This is a genomic window from Christiangramia fulva (genome assembly GCF_003024155.1).
Classification (GTDB): Bacteria; Bacteroidota; Bacteroidia; order Flavobacteriales; family Flavobacteriaceae; genus Christiangramia; species Christiangramia fulva.
In genome coordinates, this window is record NZ_CP028136.1 from 439416 (window position 1) to 460372 (window position 20957).

At 39.2% G+C, this 20957-nt stretch carries 17 protein-coding genes; 8 read left to right on the top strand and 9 right to left on the bottom strand.

Annotated elements, in window-relative coordinates; all coding sequences use genetic code 11:
- Positions 1-19: 19 nt before the first annotated feature.
- Genes C7S20_RS02190 through C7S20_RS02210 form a run of 5 tightly spaced genes read right to left on the bottom strand, consistent with a single transcriptional unit; the run spans position 20 to position 5033 of the window.
- Positions 20-709 carry a YjjG family noncanonical pyrimidine nucleotidase gene (locus C7S20_RS02190; RefSeq protein ID WP_107010947.1) on the bottom strand — a complete coding sequence of 230 codons (690 nt, stop codon included), beginning with the start codon at positions 707-709 and terminating at the stop codon, positions 20-22.
- Positions 696-1985, bottom strand: coding sequence for a polysaccharide deacetylase family protein (locus C7S20_RS02195; protein ID WP_107010948.1), 1290 nt, complete (start codon positions 1983-1985; stop codon positions 696-698). Before C7S20_RS02195 ends, C7S20_RS02190 begins: the two co-directional genes overlap by 14 nt.
- Before the next feature lie 11 nt (positions 1986-1996).
- Complete coding sequence (gene radC, locus C7S20_RS02200; protein ID WP_107010949.1) at positions 1997-2695, bottom strand: RadC family protein; 699 nt, start codon at positions 2693-2695, stop codon at positions 1997-1999.
- 59 nt (positions 2696-2754) lie between these two features.
- The gene (locus tag C7S20_RS02205; RefSeq protein ID WP_107010950.1) at positions 2755-4107 is read right to left on the bottom strand and encodes a UDP-N-acetylmuramate--L-alanine ligase; all 1353 of its coding nucleotides are present in this window, start codon (positions 4105-4107) and stop codon (positions 2755-2757) included.
- A 47-nt stretch (positions 4108-4154) separates the two neighbouring features.
- A complete protein-coding gene (locus tag C7S20_RS02210) occupies positions 4155-5033 on the bottom strand; it encodes a tetratricopeptide repeat protein (RefSeq protein ID WP_107010951.1) in 879 nt (292 codons plus the stop codon).
- 183 nt (positions 5034-5216) lie between these two features.
- Here C7S20_RS02210 and C7S20_RS02215 point away from each other — a divergent pair, with 183 nt between their 5' ends.
- From C7S20_RS02215 to C7S20_RS02225, 3 genes are read left to right on the top strand one after another with little or no spacing between them, the layout of a single operon-like run.
- A complete protein-coding gene (locus C7S20_RS02215) occupies positions 5217-9749 on the top strand; it encodes a T9SS type B sorting domain-containing protein (RefSeq protein WP_107010952.1) in 4533 nt (1510 codons plus the stop codon).
- A gap of 24 nt (positions 9750-9773) precedes the next feature.
- Entirely contained in the window at positions 9774-10706 is a 933-nt protein-coding gene (locus tag C7S20_RS02220) for a PorP/SprF family type IX secretion system membrane protein (protein ID WP_107010953.1), read from the top strand.
- Between the two features lie 12 nt (positions 10707-10718).
- Positions 10719-12383: an OmpA family protein gene (locus tag C7S20_RS02225; RefSeq protein ID WP_193510787.1), complete on the top strand. Its 1665-nt coding sequence runs from the start codon at positions 10719-10721 to the stop codon at positions 12381-12383.
- Between the two features lie 86 nt (positions 12384-12469).
- Here the strand turns inward: C7S20_RS02225 and C7S20_RS02230 are convergent, their stop codons facing one another.
- Genes C7S20_RS02230 through C7S20_RS02240 form a run of 3 tightly spaced genes read right to left on the bottom strand, consistent with a single transcriptional unit; the run spans position 12470 to position 15175 of the window.
- Entirely contained in the window at positions 12470-12991 is a 522-nt protein-coding gene (locus C7S20_RS02230) for a DUF4136 domain-containing protein (RefSeq protein ID WP_107010954.1), read from the bottom strand.
- Positions 12992-13050: 59 nt separating this feature from the next.
- Positions 13051-14058 (bottom strand): GTPase ObgE, encoded by a 1008-nt coding sequence (obgE, locus tag C7S20_RS02235; RefSeq protein ID WP_107010955.1) that lies wholly within the window; start codon positions 14056-14058, stop codon positions 13051-13053.
- A gap of 4 nt (positions 14059-14062) precedes the next feature.
- A complete protein-coding gene (locus tag C7S20_RS02240; RefSeq protein WP_107014062.1) occupies positions 14063-15175 on the bottom strand; it encodes an adenylate kinase in 1113 nt (370 codons plus the stop codon).
- A 121-nt stretch (positions 15176-15296) separates the two neighbouring features.
- On the opposite strand from C7S20_RS02240, the gene C7S20_RS02245 reads away from it, so the two are divergent.
- From C7S20_RS02245 to C7S20_RS02265, 5 genes are all read left to right on the top strand, one after another.
- On the top strand, positions 15297-16460 hold the full coding sequence (locus C7S20_RS02245) for a 5-(carboxyamino)imidazole ribonucleotide synthase (protein WP_107010956.1): 1164 nt from the start codon (positions 15297-15299) through the stop codon (positions 16458-16460).
- A 1-nt stretch (position 16461) separates the two neighbouring features.
- Positions 16462-16947: a 5-(carboxyamino)imidazole ribonucleotide mutase gene (gene purE, locus C7S20_RS02250; protein WP_107010957.1), complete on the top strand. Its 486-nt coding sequence runs from the start codon at positions 16462-16464 to the stop codon at positions 16945-16947.
- A gap of 215 nt (positions 16948-17162) precedes the next feature.
- Positions 17163-19193, top strand: a complete 2031-nt coding sequence (locus tag C7S20_RS02255; RefSeq protein ID WP_107014063.1) for a M3 family metallopeptidase — start codon at positions 17163-17165, stop codon at positions 19191-19193.
- A 94-nt stretch (positions 19194-19287) separates the two neighbouring features.
- A complete protein-coding gene (locus C7S20_RS02260; protein WP_107010958.1) occupies positions 19288-19839 on the top strand; it encodes a sigma-70 family RNA polymerase sigma factor in 552 nt (183 codons plus the stop codon).
- Positions 19840-19841: 2 nt separating this feature from the next.
- Entirely contained in the window at positions 19842-20108 is a 267-nt protein-coding gene (locus C7S20_RS02265; RefSeq protein WP_227009079.1) for a hypothetical protein, read from the top strand.
- On the opposite strand, the gene C7S20_RS02270 is transcribed toward C7S20_RS02265, so the two are convergent.
- Positions 20105-20929 carry a UbiA prenyltransferase family protein gene (locus C7S20_RS02270; protein ID WP_107014064.1) on the bottom strand — a complete coding sequence of 275 codons (825 nt, stop codon included), beginning with the start codon at positions 20927-20929 and terminating at the stop codon, positions 20105-20107. The genes C7S20_RS02265 and C7S20_RS02270 overlap by 4 nt on opposite strands.
- Between the last annotated feature and the right edge of the window lie 28 nt (positions 20930-20957).

A 20957-nucleotide genomic window follows, 5' to 3' on the forward strand; every position in this document is an offset into this window, starting at 1 on the left:
AAATACCTATTCTTTATTGTTATAAATAATTTAAGAGTTCTTTTAACTTTTCGATCCTAACAAATTCTACTTCAATATTTTCCTCCTCTGTATCGAGGTAAATGGTATGAAGGCCAAATTTATGGGCACCAATGATATCAGCTTCAAGATTGTCGCCAATCATAACCGATTTTAAAGGATCTGCCTTGCTCTTTCGCAGGGCTTTTTCAAAAATCGCAGGATGTGGTTTTTTCACCCCGGCTTCTTCTGAGGTGGTGATGCTTTTAAAATAATGAAGAATTCCTGAATTTTTCATCTTACTGTGCTGAACTTCTTCAAAACCATTGGTAATAATATGAAGCTCGTATTTTTTACTTAAATAATCCAGCACTTCCCTGCCGTCTTCCAACAAATGATTATTGGCGAGCAGATATTTTATGTAATCATCGGCGAGTGTATTGATGGTAGCATCAGTAGCTTCAAATTTCAGGGAATCAAAGCTTTCTTTTAACCTTCCGTAGCGCAAGGCTTCTTTGGTAACCGAATTACTTCTGTACATTTCCCAGTATCGAAAATTAATAGGCTTGTACACCTTTAAAAATTCTAAAACCGAAATATTAATTTTCTGATCTTCAAATATCTTCTGAAACGCCAAAGCCGAATTTTTCTCGAAATCCCACAGAGTATGGTCAAGATCAAAAAAAACATGTTCTATTTCATTCCATTTCATGCATCTGGTTTAAAAGGGAATAATATAGTTTTTTATCAGAATAATTTGAAAAATCCTTATTGGAAAAAACGCCACAAAATGTTCCGCCCACTTCTTTTACTTCCGTGATCATTCTTTTGAGATCTTCCCTGATCCGCGTTTTTGAAATTCGCTCCAGAACAGATGAATTAAAAGCATAAGGATGCAGTCTTAAAGGCGTGGTTACTTCCATGTTAATATCGTAAAAAAGAAAGGGAGTACAGGTGCCGGCCCTGAAACCGGGATTATTTGGATATCCCATGGAATAATCATTATGGATTTCAAGCTCTATAAGATTACTGTAATTATTAGACAGGCTTAGATTGAATCTCGAATTCATGGCATTTTCGACAGGGCTATGTACAATATCTTCAAGGCGCCGCTTTTCCTTTCGCAAAGTTGTGATCTCCTCCATGGCATAATAGCCTATTAAAAGTCCCACCGTGGCATAATCAGCAACCGATTTTATTACAGAGCGATGTGGCATCCGGTTATGGCTAATGTTACGGTCATGCATTGAAAAATCGCTTAGCTGAAACATAAACAGCATTTCTGTTTTATTATTCCTGATAAGCTGAATAAGGTCTTCAAAAATATCATATGGATCAGATTTCAGCCGAAACCAAACCTGCATCCTGTCAAAAACTTTTCCAAGATTTAAACTAAAAAGGTCAATACAAAGACCCAGGAAACTGCGAAGAAAACCTTTGTTTTTAAAAATGAAAACATTTTCTGAAGCTATCAGGCTTAGAGCTTTATAATTTCGTTTTTTGTATTCCAGCCCCGGGAAACGGGTGCTGAGAATTTCACGGAATTTTAACGCCCAGATATCAATTACAGGTTTATGCAGGAAACTTTCCTGGGCCGCCAGGCTTTCACCGGCAGGAAATCTTCCGGATTCGTCTTTTACATGAGGCAGATATTCTTCATAACGGCTGAGCAGGTAAAAAGACGCGGCAAAAATGTCAAATGGCAGATCGCTAACTTCTGGTACCGGGAAAAAGCAAAGAGTATCGTCCCAGGGCTGTACTTTTATCTCAATTTCTGAAAAACCCTGTTCCATTAAAAGATCCACCTTCTGAATAAAAAATTCATTTCCGAGAGGCTGCTTCCCATAAGAAAGTTTGGGGCCATCATGGGCAATAAATTCTTCAATTTTGGAAGTGAATTTTATGGAAATTCCCAGAATATTTGAACAAATATGCTTGAAAACATAGATTATACGCGGGGTAACTTTCTGGGTGTAAATTATTAGCATTGCAATCCTGGTTAGAGCAGACCTTCGTCTGCAAAGCTAAGGTATGATTTTTCGGTCACAATAATGTGGTCCAGGACTTTGATGTCAAGGCTTTCAGAAGCCGTTTTTAACTTTTTTGTGAGTTGTTTGTCGGCTTCGCTGGCTTTAAGGTTTCCAGAAGGATGATTATGGACCAAAATTATAGAAACAGCGCCAAGTTCCAGAGCTTTTCTTAGAGTGATGCGAACATCCACTAAGGTGCCGGTTATTCCTCCTTTGCTTATTTGAAATTGCTCTATTACTTTATTGCTGTTATTAAGGTATAGAATCCAGAATTCTTCATGAGGCAATTCCCCAATTAACGGCTGCATGATCTCAAACACTGAATTACTTGAACTAATTTTCTTTTGTTCCAGCGCTTCTTCCAGCCTGCGTCTTCTGCCAAGTTCCATTGCAGCGACGATACTTACCGCCTTGGCAGGACCAATGCCTTTAAATTTGCACAATTGCTGAACGGAAAGCTTTCCTAATTGATTAAGATTATTCTGGACCGAAGAAAGAATCTTTTTACTCAGCTCTACTGCCGATTCATTTTTACTCCCTGAACCTAAAAGAATGGCGATCAACTCAGAGTCGCTGAGGCTTAACTTCCCTTTTTGAAGCAGTTTTTCACGAGGCCGGTCGTCTTCAGCCCACTTTTTGATACTAAGATTTTCTTTGTCCTTGCTCATATAAAAATAAAGATAAACAAAGACATGAAATGATTTAATAAATTACAGTCCAAAGAATTTTAAATCAAGTTTTTAAACTCTTCATTTTGTATACCTCCGTAATTGCCGCTGCTCATAAGCAGCAATACTGAATTATTAAAATCGGTATTTTCCAGGCTTCGTTTTAGATCTTCACTATTGGTAAAAACTTTAAGATTTTTATGCCTGAAAGATTCTACAATATATTCCTTACCGATAGGTTCCAGCTTTTTTATTTCGATCGCTTCAGGAGAATAAAAAACAAGAGCCTCATCAGCCATATTTAAAGTGCCCCGATATTCCTTCAAAAATTCGGAATTCAGGCTGCTATAGGTATGTAATTCCAGGCATGCAATTACTTTCCTGTTGGGAAATTGCTCCTTAACAGCCGCAGTGGTGGCAGCTACTTTTGAAGGACTATGAGCGAAATCTTTATAGATTACGGCGGAAGAAGTTTCTGCTAATTTTTCCAAACGTTTGGCTGCTCCTTTAAAACTGGCAATTGCTTCATAGAAATCATCTTCATCGATTCCCATATGCTGACAAATCCACTTTGCACCGGACAGGTTATTCAGATTATGTTTTCCGAAGATCTCAAGAGGGAGATCGCCTTCTGCAGTTTCCAGGATACTTTTTCCGTTTTCGGTATAATAAGCAGGAGTGCTGTAAGGGTGTTTTCGAATGGGATTCTGGGTTGAAACAGCGATATTTTTAACTTCGTCATCTTCTTCATTATAAACGAGAATACCTCCATTTACAATAGAATCGACAAAGATTTTAAATTGCTCCACATAGTTTTCATAAGAAGGAAAAACATTGATATGATCCCAGGCAATTCCGCTTAAAAGCGCGATATTGGGTTTATAGAGATGGAATTTAGGCCTGCGGTCCAGCGCCGAAGAAAGATATTCGTCGCCTTCAATTAGCATAAAATCATTTTCACGGGTAAGGTGCACAGAATTTGAAATTCCGGTCACCGGAGCGCCAATCATATAATCAATTTCCTTTTCGTGATATTTCATCACGTGAAGGATCATCGCAGTGATAGTGGTTTTTCCGTGGGAGCCACCAATAACCACACGTGTCTTATCTTTAGATTGCTCAAAAAGAAATTCAGGATAAGAATATATGGACAATCCGAGTTTTTTAGCCCTGAGCAGTTCAGGATTATCGGCCCTGGCATGCATTCCTAAAATAACAGCATCGATATCTTCGGATATATTCTCTTCAAACCAGCCCATTTTTGCCGGTAAAATATGGTGAGATTTAAGATTTGAATAGGAAGGTTCATAAATAGCATCATCACTTCCCGTGATTTCATCACCCTTTTCTTTCAACGCAATTGCCAGACTGTGCATGGCGCTTCCACCTATCGCAATAAAATGGATTCTCATATAAAAATTTTGCGCAAATATAAGGCTTGCAGTATGGATTCAATAGCTCACATCTGTTGTATTTTCTGTTTTTCCTGAATGGCTTTTTCAAATCCGGGATCTACTTCCAGTGATTTGTTAATCATATTCAAGGCTTCTGCGCTGTTATTTTGAGATTTTTGGATCTGAGCCAGCCGAAGATATGCCCAGGCAGGAGAATTCAAATCTTTATATCCATATTCTTTCAAATATTTATGCAGAAAATCAATTCCCGCTTCAGGATAGATTTTGTACCAGGCAGAAGCTTCGCCAAGTTCATAATTTAAATAATTTCGCGTGATAAGATTTGGTCTTTTAAGGGCGGTTTTTATAGCTTCTTCATATTTCAATTTCGCCAGTTCTTTAAAATCAGATTTTCTATAGATATATGCCTGAGCCAGCAAAGCTTCTAAAGGATTGATATTTTCAAGTTCATGCGCATAACTTTCAGCCATGGTACGGCTTCCCCCAATTATTTCGGGAAGCTCCATATACAATTCAACCAGTGCCCTTCGGGGCAGAACAAACGATTTATCCAGGTCAGCGGCCTTGCGAAAATATTTCTTTACATCGCCGATGATGAAAACTGCCTGAAACTTTGAGGTATTATAGGCCTTCATACCCAAAGCACCTGCAAGTTTGAAATTATAGACTGCGTTTTCAGGTTCTTGCTTAACCAGGTCCCTATAATATTCTTTAGCCTGATCCCAGTTTTTCTGAAAAGATGCGATGTCTCCAAGGTATTCCCTGGCCTTTTCATCCTGGTCATTTTGGAGAAAAATCTGTTTTGCTTCCTCTATTTCTCCATTATTCAACAATTTTTCCGCTTCTACAATCTGAGATTGCGCAAAAATATTCACCGTAAAAAGACAGAAAATGACGATGAAGTACTTATTATTCAGGTTCATAATTAAAATTTTCTTAAATTTATCATGTTCTTTCAGAAATTTTTAAGTATTGAAGAAAATTCAGTATTAAAAAATCTAAAGAAGTAGCCCATATAACGTAGCATATTAAAAATTATTTACATATTTGTGCAACATTTAATGAGTTTAACCTAATCCTAATTTTTTGAATTTAACACCTAGCCTATGCAAAATTTTACTTTAAGGTTTAAGGGTAAGATATTTTACCTTTTGACCTTAACTTTACTCATCGGAAGTTTGCCCTCGATCTACGGGCAAGCATGTCCAACTGTAGACAACTCAAGCCAAAGCTTTTGTAATGCCTTATCTACAGTTGCTGATCTGAAGGCAAATGGAGACAATGTTAAGTGGTATGCAGAAGCAACTTCTTCAACCGCTTTACCTATTGATAGAATTCTCCAGGATGGCGAAGATTATTTCGCAGATTCACCTGACTGTACTGATTCAGGTTTCACAAGACCTTCAGTAACAGTAAGTATAACAGGTCCTGCCACTCCAGTAGTTCAGGACGATTTCTTTACTCCCTGCTCCGGGGGCGGCCCATACACTATTGCTGATCTAAAAGAAGCTATTGATGCGGCACCAGCCCCTTCGGGTTACACTCTTGAAATTTTTTCAAGCAGATATGACCGTAACGCAACGCCCCTGGCTGATACAGACCCGCTTTCTGTGGGCAATTATTATGCAGGATATTATGATGCAGGCACCGGATGCCAGTCTAAACGCAAACCGGTAAGATTTGAACCTGTAGAACTTAGTGCACCTACCGAAACTGTTCCAGATGAAGTTTGTGAAGGAACAACATTAGGTGAGCTGTCACAATATGTACAAGGAGATAAAAACTTATGGTACGACACGCCCACTTCAGAACCTAACCTTGCCGATGATGACCTTGTCCAAAATGGTACAACTTATTATGTGTCCCAGGTTAAGCCCTCTGATGGGCCTCCTTGCGAGAGTGAAAGAACTGAAGTCATTTTCACTGTATTGCCTGCTGACGCAGGACCGGATAATACCGATAATACGCTCTGTGTTTCTGATGCTGATTCTCAACTCAACAACGAAACCAATGCAAGGGCTTATTTCCTGAGCTTATTGGAATATAATAATGATTCTGACACATCAAACGATGTGCCTGATACAGGAAATTTCGATATGGCTACGTTAACCGAAATTGTTGCAGATTACAATGACGGTACTAAAGCGGGATATTATGAAACTACTTATACCGTATCCTTTTCTAATGGATGTGAAGATTCTGTAATCTTAGGAGTCACTGTTGCTGCAGATCCAAATCCGGGAACAGATAAAGAACAAGATGTTTGTATTACAGAACTTGCACCATTAGTTCCTCTTGCTGCGTCTAACATTAATGCTGTTGAAACAGCAATTAGGACGTATCTCGGAGGCACTGGATTAGATACTGACGGAGAGTTCACTCCAGGTATCTCAGACTTTATTGCCACTCTTAGTAATGATATCGATAATAATAATTTTCCTAAGACATATACAATAGAATACACCGTTAATAATGATGGATGTGAAAAAAGCGCTACTGCAACCTTAAATGTATTTCCTGAAAATAATGCAGGCACTACCAATTCTGATGAAATGTGCCAAACAGATGTTGATGCTGAAGGTATCTTTGCCAATGAAGCCAGTCTAAAAACTTACTATCTGCAACTTCTTGGAACAGATGATGCCAGTGGTAGCTTTAATCCGCCATTAAATACTTTAATCACTAATTACAATGACGGCATCACAGATCCTTCTGAAGACTTTACAACAGAGTACACTGTAGACAATGGGGTTTGTGCTCCCGCAATGGCGACAGCCACACTTACAGTTATAAAAGCTATTCCTGCCGATGCCGGAACTGGAACTGGTGATACTTTTTGCTCTAATGAAGATACTGATCTTGATCTTTATACTTTTTTAAGCGGAGATTATGGAGTAGGAACATTTTCAAGTGACAATGCCGAGGTAGGCGATGCTACTTTTAACCCTTCTGAAGAAGGTGTTGGTTCATATGATATAACTTATACAGTATCTCCCGAAACAGATTGTGTTACTACAACCGCGTCAACAACTTTTACTATTAATGTTAATCAAGCACCAAATGCAGGTCCTGGTGGAAAGTTTAGTTTTTGTAAAGCCGAGTTTGAGGCTATAGCAGCTACGGCTTTAACAAATCCATCAGCTCTTCTTGACGAGTTTAGCTTGGATATTACTCCGGATGGCGATTTCACAGGAGACAATTTAATCACTCTTTTAACTAAATATGGCAGTACTACTGAATTTCCGGCAACTTTCACAACTACTTACACAGTAAGTAATAGTGATTGTACAGATTCGGCCACTTATTCTGTCACCATCACTCCAAACACTGTAGTTAGTGCCGGAGGAGATAAGAATATGGAAAACCCTATATGTTCTACTGATGATCTTCAGGACTTAAGTACATATTTAGGTGATGGAGCAACATCTGGAGGAGTATTTAGTAGTGATAATCTTACTATTACAGATGGCCAATTTGATCCTTCAGCTGAAACAACAGGAGACCATTCTTTTACCTATACAGTTAATGGGGACACAGATTCAGACCCATGTACTATCGGTAATGATATGGCTACAATTACCTTTACAATAACTGAGGGAATAGAAATTGCTCCGGTAGAACCGAAAATAATTTGTGGAGAAGATATCGATGAAAATTTCTTCACCGAAGATGCTCTTACCGCTTATTATTTAGGTTTAATCGATAATGATGTTCCAACAGAAGGCGGATCTTTTAATCCGGATATCCCAACAATCATTCAGGATTATAACAATGGTGATACAACTTTAACCACAGTTTATTCACTAAATAATGAACCCTGTAATAACTCAGTTGAACTTTCAATAGTAATACGGGATAATATTGTTGCGGAATTAACTGAAGTTGAAGATCCAGATCCTATATGTCAAAATGCAGGAATTCAAGATTTAACCGATTTTATTGGTTCTAATCCTGACTTTGGAAGATTTGTAGGATATGATGAAGGAACTTTTAATCCTGGAGAAGAAGGAGAAGGTGTTTATACCATTACCTACATCTTAGACGAAGAAGCAAGCTGTGTAACCGGATCAGATTCTATTACTTTTGATATTACAGTTCTGGGATCAGCTTACGCTGGTAGTGCAAAAACTTTAAATGTTTGTCAGAATTCAGGAACTTTAAAACTCTTTTCGAAATTAGATCAAGGAGTTGATAAAACTGGAACATTCACCTTTGAATCAACAGGAGAAGTTATTGTAGATGGAGAAATAGATCCTTCTGATCTGGAACCTAAGGTTTATAATATTATATACACCGTTAAAGCAGAAAATGATTGTGGTGATGCTAAGGCAGTATTTAAATTGAATGTGAGAGCAGTTCCTAATGCCGGAGCAGATACTTCGGAACCCGAAGAAGTTTGTCAAAATCTGGATACTTTCGATTTATCAACCTTACTAAGTGCTGATGCACAGTCAGGCGGAAAGTTCACCGTGAACGGAAATACAGTAGATAAAGAGATAATACCTTCAGATTTTGATAGCGATACCATTTATAATTTCTTTTATATGGTAAGTAATAATAGTGGTGCGTGTTCAGATTCAGCGATTTTACAAGTTAAATTCTTAGATGCTGCAAATGCCGGAGAAGGTTCCAATATCACTGCCTGTTCTAATGATTCAACCACCATTAATCTCCTTACCGATTATGTTTCGGTAGATGCTGATCAAAATGGTACATTCACTTTTAAAGAAACAGACGAAGTGATCGCAAATGGAGAAATTATTCCTTCTGAATTAGATCCTGCAGCTTATAACTCTACCGTTGTGTATACTGTTCCTGCGACAAATGATTGCGGAGATGACACAGCAGAGTTCCAGCTAAATATTAGTCCGGCTCCAGATGCGCCAGATGTGAATGATATTTCCTTCTGTGCAATCCAGTCTCCAACAGGTGCTAATCTTATGGAAGAAGGTGAAAATCTGACTTTCTATACTGATGCGACTCTGGAAACAATGGTTCTGGAAACAGACGAACTGGTAAGTGGAACTTATTATGTTACACAAAGAACATCTGAAGACGGTTGCGAATCTGACGCTACAGAATTCACTGTAACTATAAACGATCCCGGTACGCCAACAATCGATAATGCCAGTCTTTCATTCTGCGAATATGATGATCCAAAAGTTGCTGATCTTTCTTCAGCAGTAGATCAAACTTCCAATGTTACATGGTATGCATCTGTTGATAGTACAGATCCTTTAAATACTTCAACGGCTCTTCAGAGTGGTAAATATTATGCTACCCTTTATGATCCGGCTACAGATTGTGAAAGTTCACAGCGACTTGAAGTTACAGTAACCATTGAAAATTGTCCATTAGTTTTCCCTGAAGGTATTTCACCTAATGGTGATCAGAAAAACGACACCTTTGTTATCGAGCATATCGAACGTTACTATCCAAATTATATCATTAAAATCCACAACCGTTGGGGAGATCTGGTATATAAAGGAGGCGCCAACACACCAAATTGGGATGGAACTTCAAACCAATCTGGGGCTTTAGGCAATGACGTTTTACCTGTGGGAGTTTATTTTTACCTACTTGACTTTAACGATGGGGTCACCCCTCCAAAAAGAGGAAAAATATACTTAAGCAGATAATAAAAGGATAAACAAGAGAAAGCAATGAAAAAATTAATCACAAAATATTTATTATTCGCAGGGATTATCCTTTTCTCAATAAAAGGTATGTCTCAGCAAGACCCGCTTTTCACTCAGTACATGTATAACATGAGTGTGGTAAACCCGGCCTATGCTACCGATGATCCTGGTATGCTGGACATGGGGGCGATATATAGAACTCAATGGGTAGATGTTGATGGTGCTCCGCGCACCCTCAACTTCTTCGCCCATACTCCAGTTAGCGAAAGAGTAGAACTTGGCCTTACCGTCGTTCATGATGAAATAGGCGGCTGGGTGAAAGAAAATAATATCACTGCAGATTTTGCATATGTGATTCCCGCCAGCGAAAACACTAAACTTTCTTTTGGTGCCAAAGCCGGTCTTTCAACCTGGGATGCTAACCTATCAGGGGTGGTTCTTAATAATCCTAATGATCCCGCCTTTGAAAATCAGAATGAAATTTTCCCCGTATTTGGTGTGGGAGCCTTCTGGTTTGGAGATCATCACTATTTAGGTATTTCTGCTCCCAACCTTTTCACCTCGAAACACATCGAAAACAACTCTAGTTTGCAAAAACTTGGTGTAGAAGCAGTACATTACTTCTTAACCGGTGGTTACGTTTTTGATCTAAGCAGCAATGCAAAACTTAAACCCTCTTTTATGTTAAGAGGAGTTCAGGGAGCACCTCTCTCTGTAGATGTTAATGCAAACGTGTTGCTTTATGACAGACTGGAAGCTGGAATTGGTTACAGGTTCGACAAGAGTATTACCGGACTGGTGAATTTCAAAATCACACCATCACTTAGAGTTGGTTATGCTTATGATTATCCAACCTACGACCTGAGTCAGGACGGTTCACACGAGATCATGCTTTTATTTGATCTTGACCTGTTCGGCCTGAAAAAAGGATATGACAAATCACCCCGATTCTTCTAAAAACCGACTAACATGAAAAAAATATATATTACACTTCTAATACTTTTGATAAGCATCACCGCTTTTGCACAAAAGTCTGCTGTTAAGGAAGGAGATCGTTACTTTGCCCAGGCAGCATACATTGACGCAGCTGATGCTTATGAAAAGGTTAATGACAAAACGCAGCACATCCTTCAAAACCTTGGAGACTCTTATTTCTTTACCAATCAAATGAAGAATGCTGCAGAAGTTTATGAATTATTGTTCCTTAGACATGAAGGCAATATAGATGCGGAATATAAATTTCGCTATGCAAATGCCCTTATGGCTGCAGGAAATTATGTGAAAGCCTATAATTACATGAATGAAGTCACCGGTAAAAACTGGGATTTCGAGAAATTCTCGAAAGAACTTGATACCGCCGTGCCTCATAAATTCAAGTATGACCAGGTAATGAATAACCAATCTTCTTCCGATTTCGGAATTGGATTCTATGGAGATCGCGTGGCTTTTGCTTCAACAAGAAACCAGGAGCGACCTATTTATCCGTGGAATAAACTTCCCACTCTTGACCTTTACAACGCTAAAATAGACAGTACGGGAAAAGTAAGTGACATCATCCTTTTTTCTGATGCGATCAACACAGATGCTCATGAAAGCTCTGCTACATTTAATCAGGATGGTACTGTTATGTTCTTTGACCGTACCAACGATAAGAGGGTGAAAAATGAAGAAGATGTTCGCGTCGCCAATATCAGCATCTATCGTGCTGAAAAAGTTAATGGTAAATGGACGAACGTTAAAAAACTTCCTTTTAGCAGTGAAGAATACTCGGTAGAACATCCAAGCCTTAGTGCCGACGGTAAGAAACTATATTTTGCCAGTGATATGCCAGGCACCACAGGATCTTTTGATATCTATGTGGTTGATGTTAACGAAGATGGAACTTACGGAACTCCCCAAAATCTTGGCCCCGGAGTAAATACGCCTCACAGGGAGCAATTCCCATTCATTAGTGATGCAGGGGTTCTTTACTTCACCTCAGATGGTCATGAAGGTTTTGGTAACCTGGATATTTACAGAAGCGAAGGAGATTTTTCTGAATCACAAAACCTTGGTAGATCTATTAACAGCGGTAACGATGATTTCGCATTCGTCATTAAGGAAGGCCAGGAAAAAGGATTCTTTGCCTCTAACCGAAGAGGAAGTGACAATCTTTATCAGTTCACCCGTGAGGAAAATGAAGTGATCAAAGCTCCGGTAGTAACCGACGAGACCAGCGGGCAGGATATTATTCCTATTGACGGCAGTAAAATTTACTTCGATTTCGATAAGGCTACTATCAAGCCTGAGTCCAAACCTGTACTTGATTCTGTAGTAACCTATATGAATGAAAATCCGGAAATAAAAGTGAAAGTTGAATCTCATGCTGATGCCCGCGGAAGCGATGCATACAACATGGCACTTTCCAAAAGAAGAGCTGCTTCCACCGTCAAGTATCTGGTTGAGCACGGAATTGATAAAAGCCGCTTAACTTCTGAAGGATATGGAGAAAACCGTCCGGTTAATGACTGTACCAAACCAGGTATTTGTACAGAAGCACAATATGCTAAAAACCGTAGAAGTGTCTTTGTGGTATCCAACAGAAAAAGTTCTGATGGGACAAAAGACGTGAACGATATGGAAAACGAAAATTAGATTTTTCGATACTAACTAACCAACCAAAAAGTGAAAGCCCCCGCCGTCGGCGGGGGCTTTTCTATTTTCTTTTAAATATCTTAAGTTTACTTTTTTGGAGGGTAACCTTCCAGAGCCGTTTCCACTATTTTATCAAAACGAGATTGCCTTTTTTCAGGACTCGCATTAAAATCAAAAGGACTTTCAATCACCGCCTGCCATACCAGGTTATCCTTTTCAACATCTATAAAATCAAAAGTTAATTTTAAAATTGTATCCATGGGGCCAAGAGGAATTCCGCCTGAAACTCCCACGCCTACATTTCCGCCTCCGCCTCCTACTCCAATGCCAACACGACTTCTGTTATCTTCCTGAAAGGTTTGAGTATATACATTAACATAAATTCCGGGATCCCCAGCCCGCGTAAAACCTTTGGCCTGCATTTTCTCATCAATGCTCCTGATCAATCTTTGTTCGTCAAGCTGACTTAAGCCAGTTTTAAAATCGGGAAAAAGAGCATAGGTTTTATATTTCTGAAAATTTACCTGCTGGTCATAATCATATACTGCCTGAGGCGCATTGCAGGAGGATAAAAGGAATAATATCCCGAGGAATTTGAATAATTTCATAACTTATTTTTACTAAAATTAAGCAAAATCAGTTCCAGAAAGCTGCTGTTTAACAGGAATTAAACAGGCTCCTTATTCAGCATTTGCCACAATTTGTCTTTTAACTCTGTGAGGCCGCTTTGTGCCACAGAGGAGATAAAAAGATATGGAAGTTGAAGTTTTTTGTCAAGTTCCTGGGAAAGTTCGGCTTTTAATTCACCATCCAGAAGGTCACTTTTTGATATAGCGATCAATCGGTCTTTGTCCATCAACTCGGGGTTGTATCGTTTCAACTCATCCAGAAGGACTCTGTATTGTTCAACAATATCCGGCGCATCTGCGGGAATCAAGAATAAGAGCGTAGAATTTCTTTCAATATGACGAAGAAAACGATGTCCAAGACCTTTTCCTTCCGCAGCCCCTTCAATAATTCCGGGAATATCGGCGATCACAAAAGTCTGATAATCGCGGTATTCCACAATACCAAGATTGGGTTTAAGGGTGGTGAACTCATAATCGGCTATTTTAGGTTTTGCAGCGGTTACCACCGAAAGCAAAGTAGATTTACCCGCATTCGGAAACCCAACAAGACCAACATCAGCAAGGATCTTTAATTCAAGTGTTATATCGACTTCCTTTCCCGGAATTCCAGGTTGTGCATAGCGGGGAGTCTGATTAGTGGAACTTTTAAAATGCCAGTTTCCCTGGCCTCCCATTCCTCCTTCGGCAACAATAAATTCCTGTTTATCTTCAGTGATTTCCTTAATCACCGCGTTTGTTTCAGAATCGCGGATCACTGTTCCTAAAGGAACTTCAATATATTCATCGGCACCATCGGCACCGGTACTTCGCTGTTTCCCGCCATGCTCCCCATGTTCAGCCTTCACGTGCCTTTTAAATTTTAAATGATAGAGTGTCCAGAGATTTTTGTTTCCCTTAACAATCACATGTCCTCCCCGGCCACCATCACCACCATCAGGCCCGCCCTTTGCGATATATTTCTCGCGTCGTAAATGGGCAGAACCTTTTCCTCCGTTCCCGGAAAAAACATGGATTTTTACATAATCAACAAAATTCCCTTCAGTCATAAATCTATTTAATTAACTTATCGATCACATTGCTTAAACGCTCAGTGATTTCCTCAATGCTTCCTACCCCATTCACGCCAAAATACTTATTCTGTTTCTGATAATAATTTTTCAGAATCGCGGTTTCTTTATAATAAACTTTTATCCGGTTCCTTATCACCGACTCATCAGCATCATCAGGCCTTCCTGAAGTTTTTCCTCTTTCCAGTAAGCGCTCCACAAGAATTTCATCTTCCACTTCAAGGGCTATCATTGCATGAACTTCAGTTCCCTTCGATCTAAGATAATCACCTAAAGATTCGGCCTGGGCTTCAGTTCTTGGAAATCCGTCGAAAATAAAGCCTTTGGCTCCTTCGTTTAATTCAACTTCAGCTTTAAGCATATCGATGGTAACCTCATCTGGCACAAGCAAGCCCTTGTCAATATAAGATTTGGCACTAAGTCCGAGCTCAGTTTGATTTTTAATATTATACCGAAAAATATCGCCAGTAGAGATATGTACCAGGTCATACTTTTCCTTTAAAATAGCGGCCTGTGTTCCTTTGCCTGCACCCGGAGGGCCAAACAATACAAGATTTGTCATTGTATTTTCTTTGCGTTTATATACTTGAGTAAGATTTCGGCCCAGTCCGTCGTAATCAAGACCAAAGCCTACAATAAATTTATTAGGTATTTCAATGCCTTTAAAAGCTATGGGAATATGTTTATCATAGACTTCCGCCTTATAAAAAAGTGTCGCCACATGATAACTTTCCGCACCAACCTGCCTCAGCATTTTATCCAATTCAACCAGTGTGTTACCAGTATCTACTATATCTTCCAATAAAATCACTTTACGACCCTTCAGATCATGGTCGAGACCCAATAAGGTTTTCACCTCACCTGTACTCTCCGTACCCTTATAAGATCCCATTTTCACAAAACTTACCTCACAATCTCCCTGGAAACGCTTTACAACTTCAGAAGCAAACATAAAAGCGCCATTGAGCACAGCAAGAAAAACCGGATTTTGCCCGGCAAAATTGCTGTTGAGTTGACTGGCAATTTTATCTATAGCGCCTGTAATCTCGGCTTCTGATATAAAAGGCTCAAATTCGAGGTCGTGGAGTTTGATCAAAATCATCAATTTTAAAGGTGCAAAGATAAGGAATCTCTTTAAGCTCAAAAGCCTGATTTCTTCCCGATTATGCCTTGCAGAAATTATGAATAGGTTATTTTTGCGAAAAAGCCGACTTTTTATGAAGGATTACTTTTCTTCCGATTTCAAAATAGCCATTTTAGGAGGCGGACAGCTGGGGAAAATGATGCTCTACGAAACCCGAAAATTTGATATCCAAACACTGGTTTTGGATCCCAGCGCTGAAGCTCCCTGCAAAATTTCCTGTAATTATTTTCAACAGGGAGATTTAATGGATTATGATACGGTTCTGGATTTTGGCCGAAAAGCTGATGTTGTCACTTTCGAAATTGAAGGCGTCAATGCAGATGCCCTAAAACAACTGGAAAAGGAAGGAAAAAAGACTTATCCCTCTGCAGCAACTCTTGAAAAGATCCAGAATAAGGCAATTCAGAAGAAATTTTACGTAAAAAATGCCATTCCAACGGCCGATTTTGAGATTTTCGATTCCTTGCAAGATTTAAAGAATTCGGTCAGGGAAGAAAAATTAAAAATCCCATTTGTTTGGAAAAGCGCTACCGGCGGTTATGATGGCAAAGGAGTTTCGGTCATTAAGAAAATTGAAGATTTAAACGATCTTTCTGAGGGTGGATGTATCGCCGAAGAAATGATCCCTTTTAAAAATGAACTGGCAGTGATAGTAGCAAGAAGACCTTCCGGAGAAATAAAAACCTACCCGGTGGTAGAAATGGAATTTCACCCTACTGCCAACCAGGTCGAATATGTGATTTGTCCGGCCCGAATTGAAGAGCATGTAGCCGAAAAAGCTCGAAAACTGGCGGAAAAGGTTTCAGCGGCATTTGATCATGTAGGGCTGCTTGCGGTAGAAATGTTTCAAACCAAAGACGACGATATTTTAATAAACGAAGTAGCTCCGCGACCACATAACAGCGGCCATTACAGTATCGAAGCCTCTTATACCAATCAGTTTGAGCAGCACATTCGTGCTATTCTTGACCTTCCCCTGGGAAATACCGATAGCAAAGTAGGTGGAATTATGGTAAATTTGGTGGGCGCTGAGGGCTATGAAGGTGAAGTAGAATATGAAAATATTGAGAAAATCATGGCGATGGATGGCGTAACACCTCATATTTATGGTAAAAAGCTTACGCGACCATTTCGGAAAATGGGCCATGTCACCATTGTAAATAAAGACCTTGTTGAAGCACGAAAAATCGCTGAAAAAGTAAAAAACAGTATAAAAGTCATTAGTAAACAGAAATAAAATGGGAAAAGTAGCAGTAATTATGGGCAGCACCAGCGATTTACAGGTTATGCAGGAAGCTATCGATATTCTTGAGGGATTCGATATTGAAGTAGAAGTAGATATCGTTTCAGCGCATCGCACCCCTGAAAAGATGTTCGAATTTGGCAAAACTGCCCACGAAAAAGGAATCCAGGTGATCATTGCAGGTGCCGGCGGAGCTGCTCATCTTCCGGGAATGGTGGCTTCCCTTTCCCCGCTGCCGGTAATTGGTGTCCCTGTAAAATCGAGGAATTCAATTGACGGATGGGATTCTGTACTTTCCATTTTACAAATGCCCGCCGGAGTTCCCGTTGCTACTGTAGCTTTAGATGGTGCAAAAAACGCAGGAATCCTGGCTGCCCAGATCATAGGATCTTCTGACAAATGTGTCCGGGATAAAATACTGATCTATAAAGAAGGCCTTAAAGAAAAAGTAATCGCAGGAGCTAAATCCGTAAAAAAATAAAAAAAAGGACCGCCGATGGCGGTCCCGAGTAGTAAACTAAGAAAATCTGTACTTATTATTTATTAACCATTCTAAATATAAAACCAGAACCTTGCAAACTACTATCTTATAATAAGTTGGATATCAAATATCAAAGCAGCTAATTTAGTTAAAATATTCATAACATAGAGTATTTGCATTAAAAAATACTTCAAAAACAACAATTGAAAACCAATATGAGTATCCACAATATTCTACTTTTCGAATTTGATTACGCTCCATTTTCTAAAATAAAAACCGAGGATTATAAACCAGCTATTTTAAGATCTATCGAGCTGGCCAAAGCTGAAATAGATGAAATTGTTTCGAATAAGGAAGCACCAGATTTTAAAAATACCATAGAGGCTTTAGAATTTTCTGGCCAGAAACTGGATCGGGTTACCAGCATATTCTTCAATATAAATTCGGCTGAAACCAATGAGCAAATTCAAAAAACCGCTCAGGAGATCTCTCCCCTGCTTTCCGAATTTAAAAATGATGTTATCCTGAATAAGGCTTTATTCGAAAAGATAAAAACAGTTTTTGACCAAAGGGAAACCCTTAAACTTACTAAAGAACAAGAAACCCTTCTGGAGAAAAAATATAAGGCCTTTACCCGAAATGGTGCCAATCTGCCGAAAGACAAGCAACAGGAATTACGGGATATAGACAAAGAATTATCGCAGTTAAAGCTCAAATTTGGTGAAAATGTCCTGGCCGAAACCAACCGATACGAACTTCAAGTCACCGATGAAAGCAGGCTTGGAGGACTTCCCCAAAGTTTTAAAGAAGAAGCCCGGGGAATTGCAGAGTCTAAAGATAAGGATGGTTGGATTTTCACGCTCGAATATCCAAGTTACCTGCCTTTTATGAAATATGCCGATGACCGTGAACTTCGAAAAGAAATGGCTTTGGCTTTTGGTTCTCGTGGTTTTCATAATGATGAACTGGATAACCAGGAAAATGTGCTGAAAATTGCCAAATTGAGGTACCAGCGGGCGAAACTGCTTGGCTTTAATTCTCATGCCCACTTTGTTCTGGAAGAGCGTATGGCCGAAACTCCCGAAAAAGTAGATTCATTTTTAAAAGAAATGCTGGAAAAGGCCAAACCAGCAGCAGAAAAAGAATTTAAACAACTGGAGAATTTCGCTAAAGATCTTGATGAAATTGACCAGCTCCAAAAATGGGATTCTGCGTATTATGGAGAGAAATTGCGACAAAAACTCTTCGATCTTGATGATGAAAAGCTGAAACCTTACTTCAAACTCGAAAATGTGATAGACGGAGTGTTTATGGTTGCCAATAAATTATATGGCCTGAAGTTCAGTGAAGTGAACGATGTGGATAAATACCATCCCGATGTAAAAACCTTCCAGGTGACCGATGAATTAGATTATCCCGTTGCTCTTTTTTATGCCGATTTTCATCCACGCCCCGGGAAAAGGGATGGTGCCTGGATGACCATTTACAAGCAACAGTCAGTTCAAAATGGCAAAAATGAGCGTCCGCATATTTCTATTGTATGCAATTTCACCAAACCCACCAAAAAAGAGCCTTCACTTTTAACTTTTAACGAAGTGACCACTCTTTTCCATGAATTCGGACATGCATTGCATGGTATGCTTGCCAATACAACTTATCCAAGCCTTTCTGGTGCAAATGTGTACTGGGATTTTGTGGAACTCCCTAGCCAGGTTCTTGAAAACTGGTGTTACGAAAAGGAATCGCTTCAGCTTTTTGCCAAACATTATAAAACAGGCGAGCCTATTCCGGAAGATTATATACAAAAGATCAAAGAATCGGCTAATTTCATGGAAGGAATGGCAACAGTAAGACAAATTAGTTTCGGAATGCTGGACCTTAGCTGGCATGGTATAGATCCCACCGGTATAACTGATGTCAAAAAACATGAAGAAGAGGCTTTCGCACCTACCAAATTATTTCCTGAAGTAGGATCGAATTGTATGAGTACCGCCTTTTCCCATATTTTTCAGGGAGGATATTCAGCCGGATATTACTCCTATAAATGGGCTGAAGTTCTTGATGCCGATACCTTCGAATATTTTACCGAACACGGCATTTTCAGTAAGGATATCGCCGATAAATTCCGCGAAAATATTTTATCAAAAGGAGGAACCGAGCATCCCATGATCCTTTATAAACGCTTCCGCGGAAAAGAACCTCAACCCGAAGCTTTGCTAAGAAGGGCGGGCCTTATTTCAAAATAGCTGTCAGCGCAGGCCTCATCAGAAAAACTTATCCTTTCTATAACTATTGGTCGTGTTTCTTTTGTTACTTTTGATAGAGAGATGAGTTAAAAAAATGCCTGCCAACACTTTAGATCCAAGCAAATGGGTAGATCGCTATTCAGACTACCTTTTTAATTATACCATCGTTCGCGTGAATGATCGGGAGGTTGCCAATGACCTTATTTCTGAAACCTTTCTAGCCGGCCTTAAATCGGCTAAATATTTCAAGGGAGAGGCTTCGGAAAGGACCTGGCTTATTTCGATATTAAAAAGAAAAATCATAGATTACTATCGGAAAATAAATTCCCGTAAAGGGAAAGCTGAAGTTCACATAGATTATTCTGACGATTACAATGAAGGTGAATGGCTGGAAGAGCAGGTAGCAGATTTGAGCGACCGCACTGCCGAAGACGAAATGGAAAACAATGAACTGGGGCTCGCGATTCTGGAATGTCTCGATAGTATTAATGAAAAACATGCGGCTATTTTCAGAAGAAAAACAATTGACGGTTTAGATACTGAAGCTATATGTAATGAATTTAATATTACGCCGTCTAACCTTTGGGTTATTATTCACAGGGCCAGAACAGCTTTGGCCGAATGTCTAGAAAAAAACTGGTTCTAATTATGAATCGATTACGCAGGTTATTTTTTATCGATTGCTCTGAAGCGAACAGTAATTGCGATAAAGCGCAGTATGATGATGTAAAACCGCTGGAAAGAGCACGACTTCTAATTCATCTTGCTTTTTGCAAAGCCTGCAGAAAATACACTTCCAGGAATAAAAGACTCACCCGGCTTCTAAAAAAATCCCATTTAAAATCTTGCCCTGAAGAGCATAAAAAAGCCTGGAAAAAGCAAATTGAAGAAGAAACATCCCGCCAGCACTCTTAGTAGACTACTTTACCCAAAAAAAGCAGCAAAAAATAAAAAATAGGGACTGCTTCTACCCAAAACGAAGCATAATATCGGTGCTGTAAAGTTCTTGACTTCCAAAGCATTATTCCCAAAATGATCAATATTAAAGTTAAGGTTAGAAAATCAATATTCTGAAAATCCTTTTGAAATAATTCAATAAAAAAGATCAGAATTAGCAGGACAGTACCAAAGGTTTTGGTTTTTCTCACCCCTATCTTCTGAGGAATGGTATCCAGATCAGATTCATCGAATCGAACATCCCTGATCTCAAACGGCAGGGTGAGCACAACCACCAGCATAAATCGCTGGATCATATCCAAAATCAGGTGCATCCCCATTAATTTTTCAGCTTCTATTACAGGAAGAATTACAGTACTTCCCGCCCAAACAGCAGCAATGACAAAAATTTTAAGCCCGGGAAGACTTCTTAGATTTCTTTTTTTACTAAAAACCGGAAGTGCATATAAGAGGGTAAAAAGTCCCAGAATTCCGGTAGCAATAATGGTTCTTAATTGTAATTGTAAAGTGAAATAAACAAGGCCGAGAAAGCAGAAAAAAGAGAATATTTGGATCCATCTTAAATTTCTGGTGAGGCTAAGGTGATGTAATTTGGCGATCCCAGAATACTTTACAAAATTATAACCCGTGATGCTGGCGAAGAAAATAAAAGCGATGAGATCCCGGTTGAATTCGCGTCCTTCCTGAAGAAAAGAAACAAGCGTAAAAGACACTACTGCCAGCGCTACATGTACACTGCTGTTAATGTAGAAAGCAAAGAGAGTTTTTAAAAATTTCATCAGGCTAAAATACACATTAAAAAAAAGC

Coding starts and splice junctions, on each gene's coding strand:
- C7S20_RS02190 (WP_107010947.1), bottom strand. CDS start 709: ATGAAATGGAATGAAATAGAACATGTTTTTTTTGATCTTGACCATACT.
- C7S20_RS02195 (WP_107010948.1), bottom strand. CDS start 1,985: ATGCTAATAATTTACACCCAGAAAGTTACCCCGCGTATAATCTATGTT.
- radC (WP_107010949.1), bottom strand. CDS start 2,695: ATGAGCAAGGACAAAGAAAATCTTAGTATCAAAAAGTGGGCTGAAGAC.
- C7S20_RS02205 (WP_107010950.1), bottom strand. CDS start 4,107: ATGAGAATCCATTTTATTGCGATAGGTGGAAGCGCCATGCACAGTCTG.
- C7S20_RS02210 (WP_107010951.1), bottom strand. CDS start 5,033: ATGAACCTGAATAATAAGTACTTCATCGTCATTTTCTGTCTTTTTACG.
- C7S20_RS02215 (WP_107010952.1), top strand. CDS start 5,217: ATGCAAAATTTTACTTTAAGGTTTAAGGGTAAGATATTTTACCTTTTG.
- C7S20_RS02220 (WP_107010953.1), top strand. CDS start 9,774: ATGAAAAAATTAATCACAAAATATTTATTATTCGCAGGGATTATCCTT.
- C7S20_RS02225 (WP_193510787.1), top strand. CDS start 10,719: ATGAAAAAAATATATATTACACTTCTAATACTTTTGATAAGCATCACC.
- C7S20_RS02230 (WP_107010954.1), bottom strand. CDS start 12,991: ATGAAATTATTCAAATTCCTCGGGATATTATTCCTTTTATCCTCCTGC.
- obgE (WP_107010955.1), bottom strand. CDS start 14,058: ATGACTGAAGGGAATTTTGTTGATTATGTAAAAATCCATGTTTTTTCC.
- C7S20_RS02245 (WP_107010956.1), top strand. CDS start 15,297: ATGAAGGATTACTTTTCTTCCGATTTCAAAATAGCCATTTTAGGAGGC.
- purE (WP_107010957.1), top strand. CDS start 16,462: ATGGGAAAAGTAGCAGTAATTATGGGCAGCACCAGCGATTTACAGGTT.
- C7S20_RS02255 (WP_107014063.1), top strand. CDS start 17,163: ATGAGTATCCACAATATTCTACTTTTCGAATTTGATTACGCTCCATTT.
- C7S20_RS02260 (WP_107010958.1), top strand. CDS start 19,288: ATGCCTGCCAACACTTTAGATCCAAGCAAATGGGTAGATCGCTATTCA.
- C7S20_RS02265 (WP_227009079.1), top strand. CDS start 19,842: ATGAATCGATTACGCAGGTTATTTTTTATCGATTGCTCTGAAGCGAAC.
- C7S20_RS02270 (WP_107014064.1), bottom strand. CDS start 20,929: ATGAAATTTTTAAAAACTCTCTTTGCTTTCTACATTAACAGCAGTGTA.